The following is a 22,824-nucleotide window of genomic DNA, read 5'->3' on the forward strand; positions in this document are numbered from 1 at the left end:
CTGCAGACGAAAGGAACCCACGATGGCCTTCGAGCCATTTGGACATGGCGACCGCTGGTATGATCGCATCGGCGGCCGCAACCTCAGGCCAGCCGAATTCGGGATGGCATTGCTCGTCGTGGTGATCATATCGATTGTATGGCAGCTGTTCGCCTGATCGACTCAAAGTCGATCGTCCGCTTCCCACCAACTTCAGCCGTTTGGCGCGCGCGTCCGCGAGCGGCGGTGTATGCGTCCAGCCCCCGTTCTATCCTTGGGTAGGATCGCCGGAGCCAACCGCGTGCTGTAGCATTTGTGCAGCGCGGCAGCTCCGCCGCGTCCAACCAAGGACTGCACCCCGATGCGCCTGCCCCTCCTGAAGCCCGACCAGCTTTCCGACGACCAGAAGCCGCTCTACGAGGATATGAAGCGCGGCATTTCGTCCAACTTCAACGCCTTCGTCGCGGTGGGCGAGGATGGCAGCCTGCTCGGCCCTTGGAACCCGTGGCTGCACGAACCGCGGATCGGCGGCGCGATCTGGGCGCTGACCAAGGCGATGTCGATGGAGGCGACGCTGCCCGATCCGGCGCGGCAGGTCGCGATCCTCGTCACCGGCGCGCATTTCGATGCGGCGTACGAGATCTACGCGCATGTCGCGGTAGCCGAGGAGGAGAAGATGTCGCCCGCGCGCATCTCCGCCATCTGCGCCGGGCTGAAGCCCGCCGACCTGAACGAGCAGGAAAACGTCGCGTTCGACGTCGCCTATGCGCTGGTCAAGGGCGGGGTGCTGCCCGAGCCGTGCTACCGCCTCGCGGTCGATACCTTCGGCCAGCACGGTGCGAACGAGCTGATCTATCTGGTCGGGCTGTACAGCCTGGTCTCGGTGACGCTCAACGGCTTCAACGTGCCGGTGCCCGAGCGCGCGTGAGGGCGGGGGGCTCAGCCCCCCATGCTGCCGCCCATCGATCCGCCCATATAGCCGCCGCGATTACCGCCGCCGCCACGACGGCCACCACCCTCGCCGCCGCCACCGCGACCGCCGCGCCGCTTCATCGGGCCGCTGCGGAGTTCGGGCAGTTCGGCCTTGGTGATCTTGCCGTCATGGTTGGTGTCGAGCAGGTCGAAGCGGCGCTTGGCGGCGCCCAGGAACTCGACCGGCGTGACACCGCCGTTGAGGCTCGAATCCGCCGCCGTCACCGGCTCGGGGCTGCCGAGATAGTTGAACCGGGCAAGCCCGCTCAGCACGCGGGTGGAGCCGATCTCGGCCGCCTTGACCTCGCCATTGTCGCCCATCGTCGGGCCGCCCATCTCGAACCCGCCGCCGCGCGCCTCGGGTGCCAGCACCGTCTCATACACTTCGATGTCGGCGGGATCGATCTCGCCGTCGCCCTTGCGATCGAGCACCTTGAACCAGCGCATCGCATCGTCGCGGAACTCGTCGAGCGTCAGCGCGCCGTCATGGTTGGCGTCGGCGCCGTCGAACCAGGCGTCCTGCGGCGCCTTTCCGTCGGGCGTGCCGCGGAACGGCTCGCCCATCGGGCTGACGAACAAGCCGCGCGGGCGACCGCCCGCCGGCGCCGGCGGTCCGTCCTGCGCCTGTGCGCCGCTTGCGAGCACGAGCAACAGCCCGGCCAACACCTGAATCCGCATATCCTGCTCTCCACCCGAAAACCCGTTCGCCCCGCTACCTAGCGATTGTCGCGAAATTGTGCCCGAAAATTTCGGCTTGGGGGCAGGCGCGGGATTGTGGCAGCAGGCGGCGCATGACCGGCGCACCCCCCATTGTCCCCGATACCGAACATCGCGGCTTGCTCGGCCTGCTGCCGCGCGCGTGGCGACCCTATGCGCTGCTCGCGCGCTTCGACCGGCCGATCGGCTGGTGGCTGCTGTTCCTGCCCTGCGCCTGGGGGGGGCTGCTCTCGGGCCTGCCCGAGGGCGGGTGGTGGCGGATCGGCGCGATGCTGGCGGGCGCGATCGCCATGCGGGGCGCAGGCTGCGTCTACAACGACATCGTCGACCGCGACCTTGACGCGCAGGTGGCGCGCACCCGCAGCCGCCCGCTGCCGAGCGGTGCCGTCTCGCTGCGCGCGGCCTGGACCTGGCTGGCGGTGCTGCTGGCGATCGGCCTGGCCGTGTGGCTGGCGATGCCTACCCCCGCCAAGCTCTGGTCGCTGGCGACGCTGCCGGTGGTCGCCGCCTATCCGTTCATGAAGCGCATCACCTGGTGGCCGCAGGCATTCCTCGGCATCGTGTTCGGATCGGGCGCGGTGGTGGGGTTCGTCGCGGGCGATCCGGCGGCGGCGTTCGCCAGTCGCCAGGGCGCGCAGTGGTGGCTCTATGCCGGCACGATCCTGTGGGTGATCGGCTACGACACCATCTACGCGCTGCAGGACGTGGAGGACGACGCGATCGTCGGCGTCCGCTCCTCGGCGCGGCGGATGGGGGCGCACGTTCGGGGCGGGGTGGGGCTGCTCTACCTGCTCGCGCTGCTGCTGTGGGGATGGGCCTTGTGGACGGTGCGGCCCGATCCGCTGGCGCTGCTCGCGCTGCTGCCGGTGGCGGTGCATTTCGCCTGGCAGATCGCCACGCTGAAGCTCGCCGACGGCACCAATGCGCTGCGCCGGTTCCGTGCCAATCGCGACGCGGGGTTCCTGATGCTGGCCGCCTGCGTGGTGGTGGGTTTGTCCGGACTTTGATTTTGTGGCCCCGCGCTCCTAAGTCGCGGGGATGCTGAACAACGAACAGGCCCTGGAGCGCGCCGCCGATGCCGTGGCGCGGGCCCGCCGTGCGGGTGCGGATGCCGCCGACGCCGTCTTCTCCGCCGACCGCTCGCTCTCCGTTTCCGTCCGGATGGGGGCGCTGGAGGATGTCGAGCGCTCCGAGGCCGAGGAACTGGACCTGCGGGTGTTCGTCGGCAAGCGCTCCGCCAGCGTCTCGACCAGCGACCTGAGCAGCGACGCCATTGCCACCTTGGTGGAGCGCGTGGTCGCGATGGCGCGCGAGGCGCCGGAGGATCAATGGGCGGGCCTGGCGCCGGAAGATCGGCTGATGCACGGGCTGCCGCCGCAGCTAGACCTCGACGATGGCGCGGAGGTGGAGCCTGCCGCGCTCAAGGCCCGCGCGCTCGCCGCCGAGGAAGCCGCGCGCGGGGTGGCCGGCGTCACCAACAGCGAAGGCGCGGGCGCCGGGGCGAGCCGGGTGCAGCTCGCACTCGTGACCAGCCACGGCTTCAGCGGCGCCTATGCGCAATCGAGCCACGGCATCTCCGCCAGCGTGCTGGCGGGCAGCGACGGCGCGATGGAGCGCGACCATGCGCATCATTCCGCTCGCCACGCCGCGATGCTCGATGCGCCCGAGGCGATCGGGCGGCTCGCCGGCGAACGGGCGGTCGCCAGGCTGAACCCGCGCAAGATTCCCAGCGGCGCGATGCCGGTGGTGTTCGATCGCCGGGTATCTTCCGGGATGCTCGGGCATCTGATCGGGGCCATTTCGGGCGCGGCGATCACGCGCAAGACCAGCTTCCTGCTCGACGCGCTGGGTACGCAGGTGTTCGCGCCCGGCGTGACGATCTGGGACGATCCGCACCGCCCGCGCGGCATCCGCTCGCGCCCGTTCGACGGCGAGGGGCTGCCGGTCAACCGCATGCAGCTGGTCCGCGAAGGCATGCTGGAGACCTGGCTGCTGGAGAGCGCCGCGGCCCGTCAGCTGGGGCTGGAGCCGACCGGCCATGCGACGCGCGGCGGGGGCGGCGCGCCGGGCGTGTCGCCGAGCAATCTCTATATGGAAGCGGGGCATGTACCGGCAGAGACGCTGATCGGCGAGATCGACTATGGCTTGTACGTGTTCGAGCTGATCGGCCAGGGCGTCAACGGCGTGACCGGCGACTATAGCCGGGGTGCGGCGGGCTTCCTGATCGAGAAGGGCGAACTGACGGTGCCCGTCTCCGAGATCACCATCGCAAGCAACCTCAAGGACATGTTCCGCGCGATCACGCCCGCCAACGACCTCGAGTTCCGCTATGGCATCAACGCGCCGACGCTGCGCATCGACGGGATGACGATCGCCGGTGCCTGAGCTCGCCGCCGAGATCGCCGCCATCGCCGCCGAGGCGGGCCGCCACGCCATGGCGCGGTGGCAGAGCGATTTCGCGCGCTGGGAAAAGGCGCCGGGGAACCCGGTCTGCGCGGTCGACCTGGAGGTCGATGCGCTGCTGCGCGCGCGGCTGGGGGGGCTGCTGCCCGATGCCGGCTGGCTTTCGGAAGAGACGGTGGACAATGCAGATCGGCTTTCGCTCTCCCGGCTCTGGGTGGTCGATCCGATCGACGGCACGCGCGATTATCTGCGCGGGCGGCCGGGCTGGGCGGTCTCGATCGCACTGGTGGAAGACGGTCAGCCGGTGATCGGCGTGCTCGACGCACCGGCGCGGGGCGAGGTGTGGACGGCGCGGGCCGGGGAAGGGGCCTGGCGAAACGGCACGGCCTTGCGGGCCGCCGAGCGGACAGACCTGCCCGGTGCGCGGGTGCCGGCGGACCAGCTCCCCAAGGTCGACCGCGACCTGGTGATGGTCCCCAAGCCCAACTCCATCGCACTGCGCATCGCGATGGTCGCGGCGGGCGAAGCCGACCTCGTCGCGACGCTGCGCTGGGGGCATGAGTGGGACATCGCCGCCGCCGTGCTGCTCGCGCGCGAGGCCGGTGCGGCGGTAACCGACGCGCTGGGCCAGCCGCTTTCGTTCAACACCCCGGCGGGCGAGGCCTATGGCGTGCTGGCGACGACGCCGGGCATCCACGCTGCGGCGGTGGCGCGGCTGGCGGACCGGGTGGAGCCGGGGAAGCGCTAGGCAAACCGCATCTGATCGCTTGATTCCGGACGAGGTGGGAACGCCTGCGCATAAGGCGTATCCTGCACCCGTGCCTTGGCAAGGTTGCTATGTTAGGGCGGCCCCATGTCGAAATCCCATAAGAACGCCGGTGCCATCGATCTTGATGGCGTGACATATGACTGGCATCTCCATTGCGAGCCCCATCTGTCGGACGACGAAGGGTGGAAAGGAATGACCATTTCGCTGGTGCAGCGGGATGCCAAGCGCGAAGTGCTTGTCGAATTCCCGGCGCCCAAGCGGCTCTTGAAGGGGCTGCCGCGCGGTCGCCTCCAGCTCGACGATGCGACGATCGCGCGGTGCGTCCGTTCCGCGATCTCCGCCGGGTGGGATCCCATGTCGCGCGGTCGGCCCGTGACGATCGTCGTCGACGCTGAGGGTAACTGAGCGTCCCGATCCAGAAGCTGCAGTGATGAGGGGCTTTGCCTAGCCGCGCTTCACCCGCGTGACATGCCCCATCTTCCGCCCCGGCCGGGCCTGGCCCTTGCCGTAGAGGTGGAGATGCGTGCCCGGCTCGGCGAGCAGCTCGGGCCAGCGGTTCGCCTCGTCGCCGATCAGGTTTTCCATTTCCACATGGCTGCCGGTCAGCGCGGTCGAGCCCAAAGGCAGGCCGCAGATCGCGCGGACATGGTTCTCGAACTGCGAGGTCTCGGCGCCCTCGATCGTCCAGTGCCCGCTATTGTGGACGCGCGGCGCCATTTCGTTGAACACCGGGCCCTGCTCGGTCGCGAAGAACTCGCAGGTCAGCACGCCGATATGGCCCAGCGCCTCGGCGACGCGGCCGGAAAGCGCCGCCGCCTCGGTCCAATGGCGGGCGATTTCCGCCGGGGCCGGGAGGGTGGAGCGGGCGAGGATGCCGTCCTTGTGCTCGTTCCAGGGCGGCGGATAGCTTGCCAGCGTGCCGTCGAGCCCGCGCACCGTGATGATCGAGAATTCGTGGCTGAAGGTGACGAAGCCTTCGAGGATCGCCGGGCGTTCCCCGATGGCTGCCCAGGCCGCATCCGCTTCCGAGGCATCGTGCAGGCGCACCTGGCCCTTGCCGTCATAGCCGAGGCGCAGCGTCTTCAGGATCGACGGCGCGCCGATCTTGGCGATCGCGTCGTGCAGTTCGTCGCGGGTGGTGACCAGCGCCCAGGGCGCGGTGCGGCCTCCGAGATCGGCCACGAACGCCTTTTCGTTGGCGCGGTCCTGCGCGATCTCCAGGCTCTTGGCACCGGGGCGCACCGGCACCTTGCTCGCCAGATGCGCGACGGGGGCGAGTGCGACATTCTCGAACTCGTAGGTGATCACGTCGGCGTGACTTGCGAGTTCGTCGAGCACGATATGGCTGTGATAATCGGCGCGGGTGAAGCTGGAGGCGGTCTGCGCGGCGATGCTTTCCTCGTCGGGGGCGAGGACATGCGTGCGATAGCCGAGGTTGGCGGCGGCAACCGCGATCATCCGGCCGAGCTGGCCGCCGCCGAGGATGCCGATGGTCGAGCCGGGGGGGAGGATGTCGTTCATGCCGGTTCCTCCGCGACGCTGTCGGTCTGCGCGGTGCGCCAGGCGATCAGCCGCTCGGTGAGGCCCTCGTCCGCCGTAGCGAGGATCGCGGCGGCGAGCAGCGCGGCGTTCTTGGCGCCCGCCTTGCCGATCGCCAGCGTGCCGACGGGGATGCCGCCGGGCATCTGGACGATCGAATAGAGGCTATCGAGGCCCTTCATCGTCTTGGATTCGACCGGCACGCCGAGCACCGGCAGGTGCGTCATCGCCGCCGCCATGCCGGGAAGATGCGCCGCGCCGCCGGCACCGGCGATGATCACCTTGAGGCCGCGATCCGCCGCGCTGGTGGCGTAGTCATACAGCCGCTGCGGGGTGCGGTGCGCGGAGACGACCTTCGTCTCATGCGGCACGCCGAGTTCGGTAAGGATGTCGGCCGCGTGGCGCATCGTCTCCCAATCGGAGGTGCTGCCCATGATGATGCCGATAAGTGGTGCGTCCGCCATTGCCTGCCCGACCGTGGAATGGAAGCGCGGGTGTTAGTGAGACGGGGCGCTCAGGGCAATGGGCTACGAATCGAGTTCGAGCAGTTCCTGGCGGACATGGATCGCCTTGAGCGACATCCGCACCTCGACAAGGAAATAGAGCAGCCCCGCGATCAGCAGCAGCATCGAGATGATGAAGGCGACGGCGACCCAGATCCCGACATGCAGGTTGGCGAGCCGCGAGACGAACATCAGCGCCACGACCATACAGATGGCGAGCGCGCTGGCGGTGCAGAGGAAGATCGCGTTGTTGATCACCGAGATACGGCGATCGATGATCCGTAATTCCCATACGTGCCGGTCATGCTCCGGGCCGCTTGAGCGGGGATGGAGCTCCTCGATGATCCGCGCGCGATCGACGATGCGGGCAAGCCGGCCAACCATCGTGTTGAGGAACGCGCCGATGCCGGCGAGCAGGAATACCGGTGCGATCGCAGCCTGGATCGTTTCCGAGACGGTGGAGAGATAAGGGCCTTCCATGCATGCTCCTTATGCAAGGGGTAGTGCGCGCGGCGCAAGCATGGCTTGCACCGGATGGTAAGGGGTGAACGACTAGGACGCGCGAATGGCCTTTTCGGTCTCCTTTCTCCGGCGTCATCCCCGCGAAGGCGGAGGCGGGCAGGCGGTGCGCACCATCTGCGTTGCGGGGCTCTCTCCCGCGCTGGATCCGGTCGCGGAACGGGGTCCGGAGCGCCACCGCTTCCTCCGCCGCGCCTGGTACGCCGCTGCGCTTGCAGCCTATGGCGGCACGGCGCAGACGCTGGTGGTGGAGGCGGACGGGTTCCCTGTTGCGGCGCTGCCCTTCGTCGCCAGAGGGCCGCGCTGGCTGGGGTTGGCGGAGCTGCCCGGCTGCTACTGGCCCTTTCGCAGCTTCCCCGTGGCCGAAGACGCCGGCCAGGCGGTGGCGGACGCGCTGCTGGCCGCGCTGGCCCGGCAGGTGCGCGCCTTGCGGATCGGGCCCGTCCCGGACGGCGATCCGACGCTCGAATGGCTGAAGGCGGCGGCGCTCGCCAGGGGCTGGGCGCTGCTCGATCGCCATCTGGCCGACAGCTTCCTCCTCGATCTTCGAACGGCCGAAGACTGGCCGCGCGGATCGACGCTGCGAAAGAACCGGTATCTGGAAAAGCGCCTCGCGGGCGAGGGTGCGGTCGCCTGGGAATGGGGCGCCGTGGATTTCGACGCGCTCGCCGATCTCGAACGGCGCAGCTGGGTCGGCACGCGCACCGACGGCCGTGACGCGAAGTTCACCGCGGGCGGGCACGGCGCCTTCTGGCGAATGGCGGCGCGCGACCCGGTGCTGGCGGCGATGTTCGAGGCGGCGGTGCTGCGGATCGACGGGCGGGCGATGGCCTTCGCGTTCCAACTGGTCCCGGGTGCGCACGCCCATGTGATCGCCAACAGCTATGATCCGGCGGTAGCGCGGCATTCACCGGGCCGGCTGCTCGCCTGTCGCGACTTCGTCCGCGCCCGCGCGCAGGGTGCGACCAGCGTCGATTGGGGGGCGGGCGACAGCGGCTACAAGCAGGCACTGGGGGCACGGAAGGGCCCGGCGCTCCGCGACTGGATCCTGGTGCGGCCGGGGCCGGAAGCGCTCGGCGCGCGGCTGCTGCGCCGGCGCTGGCGCCGCAGCGCTCAGTCGACGGGCGGCCAGGCCTGAGCGGCGAGGCGTTCGCGCAGTGCCAGCACCAGCATCGCCGTCTTCATGTCGGCGAGCGCGGGCATGCCCATCGCCCATAGATCGTCAAGCCGCATCTCGATCACCTCGATGTCCTCGTGGTCATGCGCCAGTCCGCCGCCGTCACTGGTGCGATCGGCAAGGCTGTAGGGTGCGAGGTACAGGCTCAGCCGCTCGGTAGAGACCGCCGGCATCGAGAAGAAATGGCCGACCAGCGCGAGCGTGCCCAGCGTGACGCCGCATTCCTCGACCGCCTCGCGGCGGGCGCTCGATTCGGCGTCTTCACCCGGATCGATGCGACCGGCGAGCACCTCGTAGACCGATTCGATCTCGCCGCGGAAGATCAGCGGCGGGCGCGACTGGCGGACGAGCAGCACCGTGCCGCGCGCCGCATCATAGGGGAGGACGCCGACGGCATCGCCATGATCCTCGACCTGGCGGGTGATCCGGCTGCCGTCGGGCGTGCGCAGCGTTGCCAGCAGCAGCCGGCCCCAGCCTTCATAGACCGTCGCGACGCTTTCGATGCGGTGGCCGGGTTCAGACCCGGACATAGCGGAAATACCATACCTCATGGCCCTGGCGGCGCGCCTTGCGCTCGTAGCGCGTCTCGGGCCAGTCGGCAGGGCGGGTGAGGAAGTCCTGCGCGGCCTGCGCCTGCCAGACGAAGTCCTTGCGCTGGCCCATCACCATCATCGCCCAGCGGCAATAGGTCGGATCGTCGGTGCCCAGCCGGAACTCGCAGCCGGGCTTGAGCTTGGCGGCGATCAGATCGAGCGGGCCGTGGTTGACCATGCGGCGCTTGGCATGGCGCGCCTTGGGCCAGGGATCGGGGTGGAGCAGGTAGACGCGCGACAGGCTGGCATCGGGCAGCCGCTCGACGACTTCCAGCGCATCGCCCATGTGCAGGCGGACGTTCGCCAGCGCGCCGTCGCGGATATGGTTGAGCGCACCGACCACGCCGTTGAGGAAGGGCTCGCAGCCGATGAAGCCGTGATCGGGCCGCATCGCCGCCTGCCCCGCGAGATGCTCGCCGCCGCCGAAGCCGATCTCGACCTCCAGCGGGCGATCGTCGCCGAACAGGGTTTGCGCATCGAGCGGGCCGGCTTCGGGCACGCTGACCTGCGGCAGCAGCTCCTCGACCAGTGCGGACTGGCCCTGGCGGAGCTTGTGGCCCTGGCGGCGGCCATAGAGACGACGGATGGTGATGGGATCGGCCATGGGGCGCAGCGCATAGTCGTGCTGCCGCGCGCTGGCAAATCCGCGCTGGATCAGGCGGCGATGCGCATCCCGGCACAGGGTGCGCCCCAGCGACGCACCGGGCGGGTGTAGCGGCGGACGCGGCGCTCGACGCGGAGTTCGCCCTGGAAATGGCGGAGCCCGGCAGCGGCCGCGGCGCGCTGTTCGGCTTCCTCGGTCGGCGCAGGGGCGATCACGGTCACGCCCATGCCGCGGGCGAGGCGCAGCACGCCTTCGACCAGGCGCGCGCGGGCAGGTGCTGCGTCGAGGCGATGGGCGAGCGCGGGTGCCAGGCGGATCAGCCGCGGCGAGCAATGGGCGAGCAGCCCCAGCGCCAGCGGGCCGGCGGCGAAATCGCCGAGGCCGATCATCATGCCGCGATCGGTGCAGGCGTGGATCATCGCGGCGGCGGCGTCACGATCGGCCGCTTCGTCGGCGCTGATCTCGACGACGATTCGGTCGAGCGGGAAGCGGTGGCGTAGCGCGGCGCGGAACAGGTGGCCGAGCAGGCGTTCGGGCGAACCGGCGCGAACCTGGACGGGCACCACCAGCAGCGTGCCGGTATCGGCCAGCCCGGCCTGGGCGGCAGCGGCGAGCGCCCGATCGAGGCGGGCGGCTTCCAGTGCGGCGCGGTCCTCGCGCAGCAGGATCGCGTCGACGGTGTGGAACGCCTGGGGACGCGCGTGGATGCCGGCATGCCAGGCGAAGGGCTCGGCGGTGCCCTGTGCCGCGATCGGCTGCAGGTCGATCCGAAGATCCATCGTGGTGGCCATGGTACGTGCTCCTCTACGCGATTCTTGTGAACCTGAAGCTTGGGTACTCAATTCGGCCTGAGCCTCCCATTCCGTGCGTCGCCGCAGCGGATTCAACCGGTTGGGGATTCTACGATGCTTGCAATCGCCGACTGCAAACGACTCCCCGATTCGGGCTCAAGCCGCGGCGTTTAGTCGCAGTGCCGGTGCCGGGAGCGCCCCCACCTGCGCCGGTGCGATCAGGTCTCCCTGCATCAGCGTCACCTCCAGCGAGCGCAGCCGATCATGCTCGGCGCGAGTCGAGACGCCCTCGGCGATCAGCCGGATGCGACCCTTCTTGGCGATCTCCGCCACCCGCTCGACGACGATGCGCTTGGCCCAGCTGCTGCACAGGCTGTGGACCAGCTCGGGGGCAAGCTTGAGCGTATCGGGCGTGAACGCGGAAAGCAGCTCCAGGCCCATGTCGCCGGCGCCGAAATCGTCGAAGGCGATCAGGAAGCCCTGCTTGCGATAGGCCTTCATCAGCGCGAGCATCTTGTCGCTTTCGAGATCGTCGCGGTCGCTGAACTCGAACACCAGCTCGCGCGCCGGGAAGCCGAGGCGGCGGACGATGCGCAGCATGCGATCGGCGTCCGCGACCGGATCGGTGATGTAGCGCGGCATCACCTTGATCGCGAGGCGGGTGTGGCGTTCGGTGATGCCCAGCTCCATCGCCTGTTCGATCGCGGCGACGCGGCAGCGCAGGTCGAAGGTGGGGCGCTTGTCCTCGGCCAGCGTCTCGACAAAGGCGGCGGGGCTTTCGCCCTCGGGCCCGCGGAACGTCGCCTCATAGGCGGTGACGATAAGCGTGGAGGTGTTGACGACCGGTTGGAACGCCATCGCGAACCAGTCCCGGCGAAGCGCTTCCTGAAGGGGAGCGGGGGTGATTTGGTCGAGCACGGGGCATCTCCAAGCTTGGTCCCCTTACTTCGAATGGTAGGCGGAAGTGATTACCCGAGCGTTGATGGTGACGCTCGGGCTAACACCGTGGTCAGGCGGCCGCGGCGGGCCGCGCTATCCGCGTCGGCGGCAGGGCGCCGGGGATCGGGGGCGCGACCATCTCCCCCTGGACGTGAAAGATGCCGAAGCTCCGCAGCCGCTGCAGCACGGGCTCGCGCTCGACGCCGTCGGCGATCACGCGGATGCCCAGGTCTCGCAGGCGCGGCGCCAGTTCCTCCAGCATCAGCCGGCGCGACCAGCTCGAGTCGATGCCGTGTACCAGTTCCGGATCGAGCCGCACCATTTCCGGGCGATAGCGCACGCACGGCGTGAACCCGATCGGATCGTGGCTGAGGCCGACAAAGGCGCTGAGGCTGCCGGCGCGGCGATGGCCGTCCACCAGATCGGCGAGGTGCTGGCCGGGCACGTCGGCGAAGTCGTGGATGCCGAAGATCATGCGCTCGGGCACCAGCCCGGTGCGGCGGCCGGCTTCCATTGCGGCGGCGAGCGAGGATCCGGCCGGCGCGGCGCGCGGCGCCAGGATCGGGATCAGCAGCCGCGCCGACATCCTCCCCAGTCCGGCGTCCATCGCGCGGTACACGGCCGCGGCGGCGATGCGCCGGTCCAGCTCGGCGTGGCGCGCGGACGGGATCTGGGCGAGGATCTCGTCGCCCTCCTCGCCATCGGGGCCGCGCAGCAATGCTTCATAGGCATAGACCCTGCCGGTGATCACGTCGTGCACCGGCCGGAAAGCAAGGTGCAGCCCGGCTTCGGGTGCGGGCTGCCAGTCCTCTGTGTCGAGAACCATCCGTATTCCTCCACTGCCCGCATTAACCATAGCGGGCCCGAGGATTCTTATAGGCCGATGGCGAAACGAGCGGGCGGCACGTGCATGAAAAAGCCCCGCGCGGCAGGTGCCGGCGGGGCCTTTTCATCTTCGGGTCAGAACGACCGATCAGGCGGCGAGTGCTGCCTTCAGGTCTTCGACCAGGTCGGTGCGCTCCCAAGGGAAGAAATCGCCCTCGGGCTTGCGGCCGAAGTGGCCATAGGCCGCGGTCGGCTGGTAGATCGGCTTGTTGAGCCCCAGATGGGTGCGGATGCCGCGCGGGGTGAGGCCGCCCAGCTTCTCGATGCCCTGGATCGCCTGCTCGATCTTGTCGTCGCCCACCGTGCCGGTGCCGTGCGTGTCGACATAAAGCGACAACGGCTTCGACACGCCGATCGCATAGGCGAGCTGGATCGTGCAGCGCGCGGCGAGGCCGGCGGCGACGATGTTCTTCGCCAGATAGCGGGTGATGTACGCCGCCGAACGATCGACCTTGGTCGGATCCTTGCCGCTGAACGCGCCGCCGCCATGGGGCGAAGCGCCGCCATAGGTGTCGACGATGATCTTGCGGCCGGTCAGGCCCGCATCCCCGTCCGGGCCGCCGATTTCGAACGAGCCGGTCGGGTTGATGTGGTACTCGGTCGCGTCGGAGAGCAGTTCGGCCGGGAGCAGGTCGGCAACGACCTTCTTCACATAGGCGTGCAGCTCGGCTTCCTTCTCGCCCGCGTCATAGCCCGGCGCGTGCTGGGTCGAGACGACGATGGCGGTCGCGGCAACCGGCTTGCCGTTCTCGAAGCGCAGGGTGACCTGGCTCTTGGCGTCCGGCTCGAGGAAGGGGGCGGCGCCCGAGTGGCGATCGGCGGCCATGCGCTCGAGGATCTTGTGGCTGTAGTAGAGCGTCGCCGGCATCAGGTCCGGGGTCTCGTCGCAGGCGAAACCGAACATGATGCCCTGGTCGCCGGCGCCTTCGTCCTTGTTGCCGCTCGCGTCCACGCCCTGCGCGATGTGCGCCGACTGGCCGTGCAGGTTGTTCTCGAAGCGGAAGGTCTGCCAGTGGAAGCCCGACTGCTCATAGCCGATGCGCTTCACCGTCTCGCGGACGGTCTTCTCGATCTCTTCCTGCGCGCCCGGCGCCCAGGCACCGTTCTCGTACACGCCCTTGCAGCGGATTTCGCCGGCAAGCACCACGAGCTGGGTGGTGGTCAGCGTCTCGCAGGCGATACGCGCTTCGGGATCCTTCGACAGGAACAGGTCGACGATCGAGTCGGAAATCTGGTCGGCGACCTTGTCGGGATGGCCTTCGGAGACGGACTCGGACGTGAAGAGATAGTTGGAACGCATGTAAATTCCTCAGGTTGGGAAGGATCGCCGGGCCGTTGCCATGCCCATATAAAGCTTTCCTTATATGTGCTCCCTAGCGAGCCCATCGCCGATTGGCAATCGCGAACAACCCCGTAAGCGCGGCGACCAGCAGCGCCATCCAGTTGCCGAGCTTCGAGAACAGCGTGGGCGGCAGCGGGCGCGGCAGCGGCAGGCGGATCGCGCCGGCCTCGCCCGGCGGCACCGTGCCGAGCAGGCGGCCATGGCCGTCGATCAGCGCGGAGATGCCGGTGGGCGTGGAGCGCAGGATCGGCAGGCCCTCCTCGATCGCGCGCAGCCGGGCCTGCGCCAGATGCTGCGGCGGGCCCCAACTGCCGAACCAGGCGTCGTTCGACGGGTTGAACAGGAAGTCGGGGCGGTGGGCGCGATCGACCACCTGGCCCGAGAAGATGATCTCGTAGCAGATCTGGATGCCGGCATTGCCGAAGCCGGGCACGGCAATCGCGCGCGGGCCGGGGCCGGGCAGGAAGTCGACATCGCCCATCACCAGCCGGGCGAGGCCGAGCGGGGCGAGCAGCGGGCGCATCGGCAGATATTCGCCGTACGGCACCAGATGCGCCTTGTCGTAGCGGCCGCCGAGCATGCCGTCCGGCCCCAGGGCCCATACCGAATTGCCGGCGCCCTGCAGCTGATCGTCGCGACCGAATTGCAGCGCGTTGCCGCCGATCAGCGCCTGATCCCAGGGGCCGAGCATTGCGGCGATCCGGGCGCGGACGAGGCGCGGATCCTGCCGGTACCATTGCACCGGATAGCCATCCTCGACGAAGTAATCGACCATGCCCTCGGGCCAGACGACCAGCCGGGGGAGGGCGCCGGGCTTGCCGCTGAGCGCGATCATCCGGTTCAGCAGGAACTCGGCATAATCGGGACGGCCGACCGCGTCCTGGCCGATGTTCGGCTGGACGATCACCACCTCCTTGCCGCTCGCGGTGCTGATGCACGGCATGCGGTCGCACCGATCCGACCAGGCTAGGTTGAGCGCGAGCAGCGCGGCGATGGCGACGAGCAGCGGACGGTATTGGCGCTGGAAGGCGAGGTAGAGACTGCCGGCGATCGCGATCGTAACGCCCGATAGCGCATAGGTGCCGATCAGCGTCGCGAGGTTGCGCACGCCCGGCACCGGCACCCAGACCACGCCGAGCGGGTTCCATGGATAGCCGGTGAACAGCGTTCCACGCAGCCATTCGGCGGCGATCCAGGCCGCGGCGGCGGCGAGCACATAGCCGAGGTCGGGTTCGACCCAGCCGGACCGGGGCTTCACCTTGCGGGCAAAGGCCCAGGCCGCTCCCATCGCCAGTGCAGGGTAGATCGCAAGGTACATCGCCAGCAGGGCGACGGCGAAATAGCCGAGCACCGGCGGCATCTTGTCCTGGAAGTCGAAGGCGTGCTGGATCCAGTTGTCGCCGAGGGTGAAGTGACCAAGCCCGAACAGCCAGCCGCGCAGCAGGGCGCGGGGAAGCGTGGGCGCTGCATATACCAGCGCGAACAGTCCGGCGAAGCAGAGCAGGGTGAGCGGCCACCATTCCAGCGGCGCGAAGCCGGTGGCGGAAACGATGCCGAGGATCAGCGAGGCGAACAGCGGACTGCGAAACATCGCGGGCGGGCCTACACGATGTGTCCGGCGAGGGGGAGGGGCCTTTCCATGGACCTCTCCGCTCCAGCGGAGCGGTCGGGGTGAGGCCTGCGCTGGAAGCGAACCCTTCGCTGGTCGGTTATCCTCCACCCTCCACCCGAACCCTCCCCGAAAGGGGAGGAGCTTTGAAGCTGCAACGCAGCGTTTCCCTTGGCGCGGCTTGATCCGGCGCAAGGACACGCCCATGTGAGCGCCATGTTGATCGAGACCGAAGCCACGCCGAACCCCGCCACGCTCAAGTTCCTGCCCGGCAGGATCGTGATGGAGGCGGGCACGCGCGACTTCGCCAGCCCCGAAGAGGCCGAGGCCTCGCCGCTCGCCACCGCGCTGTTTGCGCTGGGCGACGTGACCGGCGTTTTCTTCGGGCGGGACTTCATCTCGGTCACCGCCGCGCCCGGCGTCGACTGGATCGGCCTCAAGCCCGATGTCCTCGGTATCCTGCTCGACCATTTCTCGGCCAACATGCCGCTGTTCCTGCAAGGGTCGGCGGCCAGCTTCAGCGTGCCGCCGGAAAGCGCCGACTTCGGCGACAACCCCGAAGATGCGGACATCGTCGCGCAGATCCGCGAACTGATCGACACGCGCATCCGCCCCGCCGTCGCCAATGACGGCGGCGACATCGTGTATCGCGGGTTCAACGAGGGGAAGGTCTTCCTCCAGATGCAGGGCGCCTGCTCGGGCTGCCCGTCGTCGACCGCGACGCTGAAGAACGGCATCGAGCAACTGCTCAAATATTACGTCCCCGAAGTTACCGAGGTGCGCGCGATCTGACGCGCGCGCCCGCTTTCCGCCTCCCCGCAAGAAAGGACCGCAGGCCAATGGGTCAGCCGCTGAACGACGTCGCCCTCGATACCATCTTCCGCACCGCGCGGAGCTTCAACGGCTATACCGATCAGCCGGTGACCCAGGCCGATATCGAGGCGATCTACGACCTGCTCAAGATGGGGCCCACGTCGGTCAACCAGCAGTCGGCGCGGTTCGTCTGGATCCTGAGCCAGGACGGCAAGGACAAGCTGGCGAGCCTTTCCAGCGGCAGCAATGCCGAAAAGATCCGCAAGGCACCGGCCAGTGTGATCATCGGCTACGACGTCAATTTCCACGAGCATCTGCCCGAGCTGTTCCCCCACGCGCCCGAGGCCAAGAACTGGTTCCCGACCGAAGAAGGCCGCCGCGAGCAGGCGTTCCGCAACTCTTCGCTTCAGGGCGCCTATTTCATTATCGCAGCGCGGGCGCTCGGCTTCGACACCGGCCCGATGTCGGGCTTCGACAACGCCAAGGTCGACGAAGCGTTTTTCGGCGACCAGCCGGGCGTGAAGTCGAACTTCATCTCGACGCTGGGCATCGGTGATCCCTCGACGATCTTCGCGCGTTCGCCGCGTCCCGCATTCGACCAGTTCAACACGGTGATTTGACCTGCCCCCGTTTCTTTGGCTAGCGCGGGTCGATGGCTGAAGCCCCGCGACTGCTCGTGATCGAAACCGCCACTGCCGCCTGTTCGGTGGCCTTGCTGGCGGGCGGTGTCGTTCTTGCCGAACGGCACGAACTGGTTGGCCGCGGCCATGCCGAGCGGCTGGTCCCGATGATCGGCGAGCTGCCCGGCGGCGGCCGGGCCGACGCGATCCTGGTCGACGTCGGCCCGGGCAGCTTCACCGGCGTGCGCGTCGGCCTCGCCGCCGCCCGCGGGCTGGCGATCGGCTGGGGCGTGCCGGTGCAGGGCTATTCCTCGCTGGCACTGCTCGCAGCGGCCGCCTTCTCCGGCGATCCCGTGCTCGAGCGACTTTCCGTCGTCCTCGAGGGCGGGCATGGCGAAGTGTTCGTTCAGCATTTCGCGACGCCCCTGGTAGATACCGCGCCGCTCGCCTCGCTGCGTCCCGATGCAGCGCTCGCCAGCCTGGACGGTCGTCCCGCCATCGGCAGCGGGGTGCGCCATCTCGCGGCGCTTGCCGAGGGGCTGGACCTGCGCGAGGCGCTGCCGCGCGCGGCCGACGCGGTGCTGCTTCCCCGCGGCTTCACCACCCTGCCGCCGCGCCCGCTCTACGGCCGTGGCCCCGACGCCAAGACGCTGGCGGAGCGGGGCCTCGCATGAGCGGCGCACCCCCGTCCATCGAGCTGCGCGAAGGCGGGGTGCAGGATCTGCCGTCGGTCAGCCGGATCATGCAGGCCGCGTTCGACCCTGCCTATGGCGAGGCGTGGACCCAGCCCCAGTGCATGGGGATGATGGCGCTGTCGGGCGTGTGGCTGCTCGTCGCCAGTATCGGCGGGCGCGACTGCGGCTTTGCGATGGCGCGGGCGATGCTGGACGAAGCCGAACTGTTGCTGCTGGCGACCAGCCCCGCGGCGCGCGGGCAGGGCGCGGGCAGCGCGTTGTTGCGCGCGGTCATCGCTGAGTCGCGCAATCGCGGCGCGACCAAGCTGCATCTTGAAGTGCGTGCAGGCAATGGAGCCATCCGCCTCTATCATCGCGAGGGATTCGCCAAGGTTGGTGAACGACGCGGCTATTATCGCGGTACTAGCGGTGAAGCGTTGGATGCTCTCACTTTGGCACGTTCCCTGTCATAAAATTTATGACAATTGCGACTTGATGTCTTGCCAATCACTGTGCTTCGAACGATAGGACGATTCAGGCGACAACAGAATAGTCGCCGTGAACGGGTCGAAAGGAATATCATGGAAGCTTCATCTGAAATTCAGGAAACCCTGATCGCGCTGACCGCCGATATTGTTGCCGCGCATGTCAGCAACAACAGCGTGGCCGTGTCGGACCTGCCGCAGTTGATCTCGAATGTGCACGGCGCGCTGAGCGGCCTGGGCACCACGCAGCCGGAGCCGGAAGTGAAGCAGGAGCCCGCCGTTTCGGTGCGCGCTTCGGTGAAGCCCGACTATATCGTCTGCCTCGAAGACGGTAAGAAGCTGAAGATGCTGAAGCGTCACCTGATGACGCACTATCAGATGACCCCGGAACAGTATCGCGCCAAGTGGAACCTGCCGGCCGACTATCCGATGGTCGCCCCGAACTATGCCGAGCAGCGCCGCAGCCTTGCGAAGAAGATCGGTCTCGGCACCAAGCGCCGCAAGACCCGCTGATCGTCCGTCCCCAGGACCAGAGAAAGACGCCGGCCCGGACCCTGTCCGCGGCCGGCGTTTTCTTGTCCGGCGGAGGGGCCGCCAGTCGATCAGCGTCATCCAAAGGCTTGCCCTTTTCCGATGGCGCCAATGGCGCTACAGCGGTGTCATGGTTCGCAAGATTGATCTCGAAGCGCTCTGCCACGAAAAAGGGCTGCGCATCACCGAACAGCGCAAGGTGATCGCGCGCGTGCTCTCCGACGCCGACGACCATCCCGATGTGGAAAAGGTCTATGAGCGCGCTGCCGCGATCGATCCGGGCATTTCGATCGCCACCGTCTATCGCACCGTGCGCCTGTTCGAAGAGGCCGGCATCCTCGATCGCCACGATTTCGGCGACGGCCGCGCCCGCTATGAACCGGCGCCCGAGGCGCATCACGATCACCTGATCGATGTCGAGAGCGGCAAGGTGATCGAGTTCGTCGATCCCGAGCTCGAGCTGCTGCAGAAGCAGATCGCCGAACGCCTGGGCTTCCGCCTCGTCGACCACCGCATGGAACTCTACGGGGTTGCGCTCGAACGCAAGAACTGAGCGCGCCCGGCGCCGCCGCGAGGAAGCGACCCAGGGGCTGCCGACGCGGCTGACGGGGAGCGAGCTCGCGCGCGTCTGGTTCCGCGTCGCGCGGCTGGTGCTGGCGGTGCTGGTCCATGTGCCGCTCCACTATCTGTTCCGCTTGGTGCGGCTGCCCTCGCCCTGGCCCCGGCTGTTCCTGGGGAGCGCGGCGCGGATCGCCGGCGCCAAGGTGAAGTGCGTCGGCACACCCTTGAAACGGGATGTGTTCTACGTCTCCAACCATCTCAGCTGGATCGACATCCTGGCACTTGGCGGGGCGAGCGGCACGGCCTTCGTCGCCAAGGCGGAGATCGGCGCGTCGCCGCTGGTCGGCTGGCTGGCGAGCCTGAATCGCACGGTCTACGTCAAACGCGAGAACCGGATGGGTGTGGCGGAGCAGATCAACCAGCTGCGCGAGGCGCTGGCCGAGACCTGGGCGGTGACGATCTTTCCCGAGGGCACCACCACCGACGGCAAGTCGCTGCTGCCGTTCAAGACGCCGATGCTGCGCGTGCTGGAGCCGCCGCCGCCGGGGGTGATGGTCCAGCCGGTGATGCTCGATTATGGCGCGGCGGGCGAGGACATCGCCTGGATCGGCCAGGAGCGGGGGTTGAACAACGCCAGGCGCGTGCTGGCGCGCAAGCAGCGCTTCCGGCTGCGGGTGCATTTCCTGGAACCGTTCGATCCGCGCGACTTCCCCGGCCGCAAGGCGATCGCGGCAGAAAGCCGGCGGCGGATCGAGGACGCGATGGTCCGCACGCTCGGGCATCCGCTGCGGCCGTTCCGGTTCGCGGAGGATCCGATCGGGTACAAGGCGCCGGTAGAGGGTTCGGCCAGGCCCATCGTGTAAGGTCGTGCTCGACCGCTCCACAGAGGTCGTCCTCCCGGCGGAAGCCGGGACCCAGTTGCCTCTCGGTGTCAGCAAGAGGCAAAACGGGGACCCCAATGGATCCCGGCTTTCGCCGGGATGACGGTTCGGTATGGGGCGCTGGCGGGAACACGCCCAAGGCCTGTTTCTTGCCGTCTTTTCCGCGTATAGGCGCGCCGATCATGACCACCCCCAAGACCTATCACGTCAAGTCGTACGGCTGCCAGATGAACGTCTATGACGGCGAGCGCATGGGCGAGCTGATGGCCGCCCAGGGCCTCGTCGCCGCCGAGGCGGACCAGGCCGATCTCGTCGTGCTGAACACCTGCCATATCCGCGAAAAGGCCACCGAGAAGGTCTATTCGGAGATCGGCCGGCTCAAGCTGCGCGAGGCCAGCAAGCCGATGATCGCGGTCGCCGGTTGCGTCGCGCAGGCCGAGGGCGAGGAGATCGCCCGCCGCGCCAAGGTCGACGTGGTCGTCGGCCCGCAGGCCTATCACAACCTGCCGGACCTCGTCGCCAAGGCTGCCCAGGGCCAGCTGGGCCTCGACACCGACATGCCGCTCGCCAGCAAGTTCGGCAAGCTGCCCGCGCGCCGCAAGGTCGGGCCGAGCGCGTTCCTCACCGTGCAGGAAGGCTGCGACAAGTTCTGCACCTATTGCGTGGTGCCCTATACCCGCGGCGCCGAAGTGAGCCGGCCGTACGGCGCGATCGTTGACGAGGCCAAGGCGCTGGTCGATGCTGGCGCGCGCGAGATCACGCTGCTCGGCCAGAACGTCAACGCCTGGGGCGACGACGATGGCCGCGGCCTGCACGACCTGATCGTGGCACTCGACCGGATCGAGGGGCTGGCGCGTATCCGCTACACCACCAGCCATCCCAACGACATGGCCGAGGGGCTGATCGAGGCGCATGCCCATGTGGCCAAGCTGATGCCGTTCCTGCATCTGCCGGTGCAGGCGGGCAGCGACCGCATCCTCAAGGCGATGAACCGCAGCCACACCCGCGATTCGTACCTCCGCATCCTGGAGCGCGTCCGCGCCGCCCGGCCGGACATCGCGCTGTCGGGCGACTTCATCGTCGCCTTCCCCGGCGAGACCGAGGCCGAGTTCGCGGAGACGCTGCAGCTGGTCGACGCGGTCGGCTATGCCCAGTGTTTCAGCTTCAAATATTCGCCGCGCCCGGGCACGCCGGCGGCCGCGTGGGTCGACCAGTATCTGCCCGACGCGGTGGCCGACGAACGGCTGCAGCGGCTGCAGGCAGCACTTGCCCGCCACTCGCAGGCGTTCAACGAAGCCAGCGTCGGCCGCCGCTGCTCGGTGCTGATCGAGCGGGTGGGGCGCCGCCCCGGCCAGATGATCGGCAAATCGCCCTGGCTGCAATCGGTGCATCTGGAGACCAGCGCGAAGATCGGCGACCTGATCGAGGTCGAGCTGGTCAGCGCGGGCCCCAATTCGCTGGCCGGGCGCGAACGGGTCGCCGTTTCGGGGTGACCCGCCGCACGGATCTGGCGTAGGGGCGCTGCGTCAGATCCGGGGGGACTCGAATGGTGAAGGGCGTAGCGCCGATCGCAGCACTGCTGGCATTCGGCGCAGCGGGCGCTGCCCAGGCGCAGGGCGTGCCGCCGCCGTCGGCCGAGGGGCTGACCTTCGCCGCCAGCGAGCGGGTGCGCGTCGAGGCGATCGACGGGCAGGCGCGCGCGGGCTTCAACGACAGCGACCAGCTCGTCAATTTCCGCACGACGCTGCTTGCGCGCTACCAGCAGGGGGCCGTGAGCGTGGTCGGCGAGTTATGGGACAGCCGTGTCTACAACGGCAATCGCGGCTCGCCGGTGACGACGGGCGAGGTCAACACGCTGGAGCCGGTGCAGGCCTATGTGCAGCTGGACCTCGGCGCGGCGCTGGGGCGTGGATCGAAGCTGCGGCTCCAGGTCGGGCGGTTCATGCTCAACCTCGGCTCGCGGCGCCTGGTCGCGGCCGACGATTATCGCAACACGACGAACGGCTATACGGGCGTGCGTGCCGACTGGAGCGCCGGGCGCTGGGCGGCGACGGCGATCTACACCATGCCGCAGCGCCGGCGGCCGGACGACCTCGACGCGCTGCTGTCGAACCAGCCGGCGATCGACCGCGAGGGTGCGGCGCTGGTGCTGTGGGGCGGGCTGATCAGCCGCGCCCGCACCATCGGCCCGGCGACGATCGAGGCCAGCTATTTCCATCTCGGCGAACACGACACCCCCGGCCGCCCGACCCGCGACCGCTCGCTCGACACCGCGAGCGTACGGATCGTCCGCGATCCGGCACCGGCGAAGCTCGACTATGAAATCGAGGCGATCGGCCAGACCGGTTCGCAATCGGGCAGCATTGCTGCTGGCGCGGCGCGGCAGGCGGTGCGCGCCTGGTTCGTCCATGCGCGGGCGGGGTATAGCTGGGCGGGCGCGTGGAAGCCGCGGCTGATGGCCGAGTTCGATTATGCGAGCGGCGATGCGCCCGGCGGCAGCTATGGCCGGTTCGACACGCTGTTCGGGATGCGCCGCGCCGATCTGGCGCCCGCCGGGCTCTACAACGCGATCGCACGGAGCAACGTCGTCGCCCCGTCGCTCCAGGCGGAGGCTGCGCCGGACGCGCGGACCGACCTGATGCTGAGCTATCGGCCGATGTGGCTGGCGGCGCGCACCGACGCCTTCGCCAGCACCGGCGTGCGGGATGCGCGTGGGCGGTCGGGCGACTTCGCCGGCCACCAGCTCGACGGGCGGGTGCGCTACCGGCTGAGCAAGGCGGTGCGGCTGGAGGCAGATGCGGTGCTGCTCGCCAAGGGGCGCTTCCTGCGCGATGCGCCCAACGCCCCGCCGGAGCGCTGGACGAAATATGGCGTGCTCAACCTGATGATCAACCTGTAGCCGGGACCGGCGTGGCGGT

At 68.7% G+C, this 22,824-nt stretch carries 26 protein-coding genes; 15 read left to right on the top strand and 11 right to left on the bottom strand.

What is annotated here, in order from left to right; genetic code table 11:
* The first annotated feature begins 340 nt into the window (after nt 1-340).
* Nucleotides 341-907 carry a carboxymuconolactone decarboxylase family protein gene (locus tag SPI01S_RS15145; protein WP_066724266.1) on the top strand — a complete coding sequence of 189 codons (567 nt, stop codon included), beginning with the start codon at nt 341-343 and terminating at the stop codon, nt 905-907.
* A gap of 11 nt (nt 908-918) precedes the next feature.
* Here SPI01S_RS15145 and SPI01S_RS15150 read toward each other — a convergent pair whose 3' ends face one another.
* Nucleotides 919-1,629 (bottom strand): EF-hand domain-containing protein, encoded by a 711-nt coding sequence (locus SPI01S_RS15150; protein ID WP_066724268.1) that lies wholly within the window; start codon nt 1,627-1,629, stop codon nt 919-921.
* 113 nt (nt 1,630-1,742) lie between these two features.
* On the opposite strand from SPI01S_RS15150, the gene ubiA reads away from it, so the two are divergent.
* The 4 genes from ubiA (at nt 1,743) to SPI01S_RS15170 (ending at nt 5,245) form a co-directional block, all read left to right on the top strand.
* The gene (ubiA, locus tag SPI01S_RS15155; RefSeq protein ID WP_066724269.1) at nt 1,743-2,675 is read left to right on the top strand and encodes a 4-hydroxybenzoate octaprenyltransferase; all 933 of its coding nucleotides are present in this window, start codon (nt 1,743-1,745) and stop codon (nt 2,673-2,675) included.
* 31 nt (nt 2,676-2,706) lie between these two features.
* On the top strand, nt 2,707-4,053 hold the full coding sequence (locus SPI01S_RS15160) for a TldD/PmbA family protein (RefSeq protein WP_066724271.1): 1,347 nt from the start codon (nt 2,707-2,709) through the stop codon (nt 4,051-4,053).
* On the top strand, nt 4,046-4,819 hold the full coding sequence (locus SPI01S_RS15165; RefSeq protein ID WP_066724274.1) for a 3'(2'),5'-bisphosphate nucleotidase CysQ: 774 nt from the start codon (nt 4,046-4,048) through the stop codon (nt 4,817-4,819). The genes SPI01S_RS15160 and SPI01S_RS15165 overlap by 8 nt, the downstream gene beginning before the upstream one ends.
* Before the next feature lie 105 nt (nt 4,820-4,924).
* Nucleotides 4,925-5,245 carry a hypothetical protein gene (locus SPI01S_RS15170; protein ID WP_066724277.1) on the top strand — a complete coding sequence of 107 codons (321 nt, stop codon included), beginning with the start codon at nt 4,925-4,927 and terminating at the stop codon, nt 5,243-5,245.
* 39 nt (nt 5,246-5,284) lie between these two features.
* Here SPI01S_RS15170 and SPI01S_RS15175 read toward each other — a convergent pair whose 3' ends face one another.
* The 3 genes from SPI01S_RS15175 to SPI01S_RS15185 all read right to left on the bottom strand — a co-directional run bounded on the left by SPI01S_RS15175 (nt 5,285) and on the right by SPI01S_RS15185 (nt 7,362).
* Nucleotides 5,285-6,361: a 5-(carboxyamino)imidazole ribonucleotide synthase gene (locus SPI01S_RS15175; RefSeq protein WP_066724279.1), complete on the bottom strand. Its 1,077-nt coding sequence runs from the start codon at nt 6,359-6,361 to the stop codon at nt 5,285-5,287.
* Nucleotides 6,358-6,843 carry a 5-(carboxyamino)imidazole ribonucleotide mutase gene (purE, locus tag SPI01S_RS15180; RefSeq protein ID WP_066724282.1) on the bottom strand — a complete coding sequence of 162 codons (486 nt, stop codon included), beginning with the start codon at nt 6,841-6,843 and terminating at the stop codon, nt 6,358-6,360. The genes SPI01S_RS15175 and purE overlap by 4 nt, the downstream gene beginning before the upstream one ends.
* Before the next feature lie 63 nt (nt 6,844-6,906).
* Entirely contained in the window at nt 6,907-7,362 is a 456-nt protein-coding gene (locus SPI01S_RS15185) for a DUF2721 domain-containing protein (RefSeq protein ID WP_066724285.1), read from the bottom strand.
* Between the two features lie 145 nt (nt 7,363-7,507).
* Here SPI01S_RS15185 and SPI01S_RS15190 point away from each other — a divergent pair, with 145 nt between their 5' ends.
* Complete coding sequence (locus SPI01S_RS15190; protein WP_245653620.1) at nt 7,508-8,539, top strand: GNAT family N-acetyltransferase; 1,032 nt, start codon at nt 7,508-7,510, stop codon at nt 8,537-8,539.
* Here the strand turns inward: SPI01S_RS15190 and SPI01S_RS15195 are convergent.
* The 7 genes from SPI01S_RS15195 to lnt all read right to left on the bottom strand — a co-directional run bounded on the left by SPI01S_RS15195 (nt 8,515) and on the right by lnt (nt 15,323).
* A complete protein-coding gene (locus SPI01S_RS15195) occupies nt 8,515-9,108 on the bottom strand; it encodes an NUDIX domain-containing protein (protein WP_066724290.1) in 594 nt (197 codons plus the stop codon). The two genes, SPI01S_RS15190 and SPI01S_RS15195, sit on opposite strands and share 25 nt — an antisense overlap.
* Nucleotides 9,095-9,775 carry a tRNA (guanine(46)-N(7))-methyltransferase TrmB gene (gene trmB / locus SPI01S_RS15200; RefSeq protein WP_066724292.1) on the bottom strand — a complete coding sequence of 227 codons (681 nt, stop codon included), beginning with the start codon at nt 9,773-9,775 and terminating at the stop codon, nt 9,095-9,097. Before trmB ends, SPI01S_RS15195 begins: the two co-directional genes overlap by 14 nt.
* 50 nt (nt 9,776-9,825) lie before the next feature.
* Nucleotides 9,826-10,566: an EAL domain-containing protein gene (locus SPI01S_RS15205; protein WP_066724294.1), complete on the bottom strand. Its 741-nt coding sequence runs from the start codon at nt 10,564-10,566 to the stop codon at nt 9,826-9,828.
* A gap of 156 nt (nt 10,567-10,722) precedes the next feature.
* Nucleotides 10,723-11,484 carry an EAL domain-containing protein gene (locus tag SPI01S_RS15210; RefSeq protein WP_066724297.1) on the bottom strand — a complete coding sequence of 254 codons (762 nt, stop codon included), beginning with the start codon at nt 11,482-11,484 and terminating at the stop codon, nt 10,723-10,725.
* A 91-nt stretch (nt 11,485-11,575) separates the two neighbouring features.
* Nucleotides 11,576-12,331, bottom strand: coding sequence for an EAL domain-containing protein (locus tag SPI01S_RS15215; protein WP_066724300.1), 756 nt, complete (start codon nt 12,329-12,331; stop codon nt 11,576-11,578).
* 147 nt (nt 12,332-12,478) lie between these two features.
* On the bottom strand, nt 12,479-13,690 hold the full coding sequence (metK, locus tag SPI01S_RS15220; RefSeq protein ID WP_066724303.1) for a methionine adenosyltransferase: 1,212 nt from the start codon (nt 13,688-13,690) through the stop codon (nt 12,479-12,481).
* Between the two features lie 73 nt (nt 13,691-13,763).
* Nucleotides 13,764-15,323 (bottom strand): apolipoprotein N-acyltransferase, encoded by a 1,560-nt coding sequence (gene lnt, locus SPI01S_RS15225; protein WP_066724311.1) that lies wholly within the window; start codon nt 15,321-15,323, stop codon nt 13,764-13,766.
* 234 nt (nt 15,324-15,557) lie between these two features.
* Here lnt and SPI01S_RS15230 point away from each other — a divergent pair, with 234 nt between their 5' ends.
* The 9 genes from SPI01S_RS15230 (at nt 15,558) to SPI01S_RS15270 (ending at nt 22,805) form a co-directional block, all read left to right on the top strand.
* Nucleotides 15,558-16,133, top strand: a complete 576-nt coding sequence (locus tag SPI01S_RS15230) for a NifU family protein (RefSeq protein ID WP_066724314.1) — start codon at nt 15,558-15,560, stop codon at nt 16,131-16,133.
* A 47-nt stretch (nt 16,134-16,180) separates the two neighbouring features.
* On the top strand, nt 16,181-16,774 hold the full coding sequence (locus tag SPI01S_RS15235) for a malonic semialdehyde reductase (protein ID WP_066724317.1): 594 nt from the start codon (nt 16,181-16,183) through the stop codon (nt 16,772-16,774).
* A gap of 32 nt (nt 16,775-16,806) precedes the next feature.
* Nucleotides 16,807-17,448 carry a tRNA (adenosine(37)-N6)-threonylcarbamoyltransferase complex dimerization subunit type 1 TsaB gene (gene tsaB / locus SPI01S_RS15240; protein ID WP_066724320.1) on the top strand — a complete coding sequence of 214 codons (642 nt, stop codon included), beginning with the start codon at nt 16,807-16,809 and terminating at the stop codon, nt 17,446-17,448.
* Nucleotides 17,445-17,921 carry a ribosomal protein S18-alanine N-acetyltransferase gene (rimI, locus tag SPI01S_RS15245; RefSeq protein ID WP_066724322.1) on the top strand — a complete coding sequence of 159 codons (477 nt, stop codon included), beginning with the start codon at nt 17,445-17,447 and terminating at the stop codon, nt 17,919-17,921. Before tsaB ends, rimI begins: the two co-directional genes overlap by 4 nt.
* A 108-nt stretch (nt 17,922-18,029) precedes the next feature.
* Complete coding sequence (locus tag SPI01S_RS15250; protein ID WP_066724325.1) at nt 18,030-18,446, top strand: Ros/MucR family transcriptional regulator; 417 nt, start codon at nt 18,030-18,032, stop codon at nt 18,444-18,446.
* A gap of 148 nt (nt 18,447-18,594) precedes the next feature.
* Complete coding sequence (locus SPI01S_RS15255) at nt 18,595-19,017, top strand: Fur family transcriptional regulator (RefSeq protein WP_066724328.1); 423 nt, start codon at nt 18,595-18,597, stop codon at nt 19,015-19,017.
* Nucleotides 18,995-19,888 carry a lysophospholipid acyltransferase family protein gene (locus SPI01S_RS15260; RefSeq protein WP_373278319.1) on the top strand — a complete coding sequence of 298 codons (894 nt, stop codon included), beginning with the start codon at nt 18,995-18,997 and terminating at the stop codon, nt 19,886-19,888. Before SPI01S_RS15255 ends, SPI01S_RS15260 begins: the two co-directional genes overlap by 23 nt.
* A gap of 200 nt (nt 19,889-20,088) precedes the next feature.
* Nucleotides 20,089-21,399, top strand: coding sequence for a tRNA (N6-isopentenyl adenosine(37)-C2)-methylthiotransferase MiaB (gene miaB / locus SPI01S_RS15265; protein WP_084253502.1), 1,311 nt, complete (start codon nt 20,089-20,091; stop codon nt 21,397-21,399).
* 53 nt (nt 21,400-21,452) lie between these two features.
* Complete coding sequence (locus SPI01S_RS15270; RefSeq protein ID WP_084253503.1) at nt 21,453-22,805, top strand: alginate export family protein; 1,353 nt, start codon at nt 21,453-21,455, stop codon at nt 22,803-22,805.
* Nucleotides 22,806-22,824 lie beyond the last annotated feature (19 nt).

It is taken from the genome of Sphingomonas pituitosa NBRC 102491 (assembly GCF_001598435.1).
Classification (GTDB): Bacteria; Pseudomonadota; Alphaproteobacteria; order Sphingomonadales; family Sphingomonadaceae; genus Sphingomonas; species Sphingomonas pituitosa.

Bases quoted from the DNA above. Each gene is read 5' to 3' on its own strand.
- trmB (WP_066724292.1), bottom strand. From the start codon at position 9,775: ATGGCCGATCCCATCACCATCCGTCGTCTCTATGGCCGCCGCCAGGGC.
- SPI01S_RS15250 (WP_066724325.1), top strand. From the start codon at position 18,030: ATGGAAGCTTCATCTGAAATTCAGGAAACCCTGATCGCGCTGACCGCC.
- SPI01S_RS15160 (WP_066724271.1), top strand. From the start codon at position 2,707: ATGCTGAACAACGAACAGGCCCTGGAGCGCGCCGCCGATGCCGTGGCG.
- SPI01S_RS15170 (WP_066724277.1), top strand. From the start codon at position 4,925: ATGTCGAAATCCCATAAGAACGCCGGTGCCATCGATCTTGATGGCGTG.
- tsaB (WP_066724320.1), top strand. From the start codon at position 16,807: ATGGCTGAAGCCCCGCGACTGCTCGTGATCGAAACCGCCACTGCCGCC.
- SPI01S_RS15195 (WP_066724290.1), bottom strand. From the start codon at position 9,108: ATGTCCGGGTCTGAACCCGGCCACCGCATCGAAAGCGTCGCGACGGTC.
- SPI01S_RS15185 (WP_066724285.1), bottom strand. From the start codon at position 7,362: ATGGAAGGCCCTTATCTCTCCACCGTCTCGGAAACGATCCAGGCTGCG.
- SPI01S_RS15235 (WP_066724317.1), top strand. From the start codon at position 16,181: ATGGGTCAGCCGCTGAACGACGTCGCCCTCGATACCATCTTCCGCACC.
- SPI01S_RS15230 (WP_066724314.1), top strand. From the start codon at position 15,558: ATGTTGATCGAGACCGAAGCCACGCCGAACCCCGCCACGCTCAAGTTC.
- SPI01S_RS15150 (WP_066724268.1), bottom strand. From the start codon at position 1,629: ATGCGGATTCAGGTGTTGGCCGGGCTGTTGCTCGTGCTCGCAAGCGGC.
- rimI (WP_066724322.1), top strand. From the start codon at position 17,445: ATGAGCGGCGCACCCCCGTCCATCGAGCTGCGCGAAGGCGGGGTGCAG.
- metK (WP_066724303.1), bottom strand. From the start codon at position 13,690: ATGCGTTCCAACTATCTCTTCACGTCCGAGTCCGTCTCCGAAGGCCAT.
- lnt (WP_066724311.1), bottom strand. From the start codon at position 15,323: ATGTTTCGCAGTCCGCTGTTCGCCTCGCTGATCCTCGGCATCGTTTCC.
- miaB (WP_084253502.1), top strand. From the start codon at position 20,089: ATGACCACCCCCAAGACCTATCACGTCAAGTCGTACGGCTGCCAGATG.
- SPI01S_RS15175 (WP_066724279.1), bottom strand. From the start codon at position 6,361: ATGAACGACATCCTCCCCCCCGGCTCGACCATCGGCATCCTCGGCGGC.
- SPI01S_RS15205 (WP_066724294.1), bottom strand. From the start codon at position 10,566: ATGGCCACCACGATGGATCTTCGGATCGACCTGCAGCCGATCGCGGCA.
- SPI01S_RS15255 (WP_066724328.1), top strand. From the start codon at position 18,595: ATGGTTCGCAAGATTGATCTCGAAGCGCTCTGCCACGAAAAAGGGCTG.
- SPI01S_RS15270 (WP_084253503.1), top strand. From the start codon at position 21,453: ATGGTGAAGGGCGTAGCGCCGATCGCAGCACTGCTGGCATTCGGCGCA.
- SPI01S_RS15145 (WP_066724266.1), top strand. From the start codon at position 341: ATGCGCCTGCCCCTCCTGAAGCCCGACCAGCTTTCCGACGACCAGAAG.
- ubiA (WP_066724269.1), top strand. From the start codon at position 1,743: ATGACCGGCGCACCCCCCATTGTCCCCGATACCGAACATCGCGGCTTG.
- purE (WP_066724282.1), bottom strand. From the start codon at position 6,843: ATGGCGGACGCACCACTTATCGGCATCATCATGGGCAGCACCTCCGAT.
- SPI01S_RS15215 (WP_066724300.1), bottom strand. From the start codon at position 12,331: ATGGTTCTCGACACAGAGGACTGGCAGCCCGCACCCGAAGCCGGGCTG.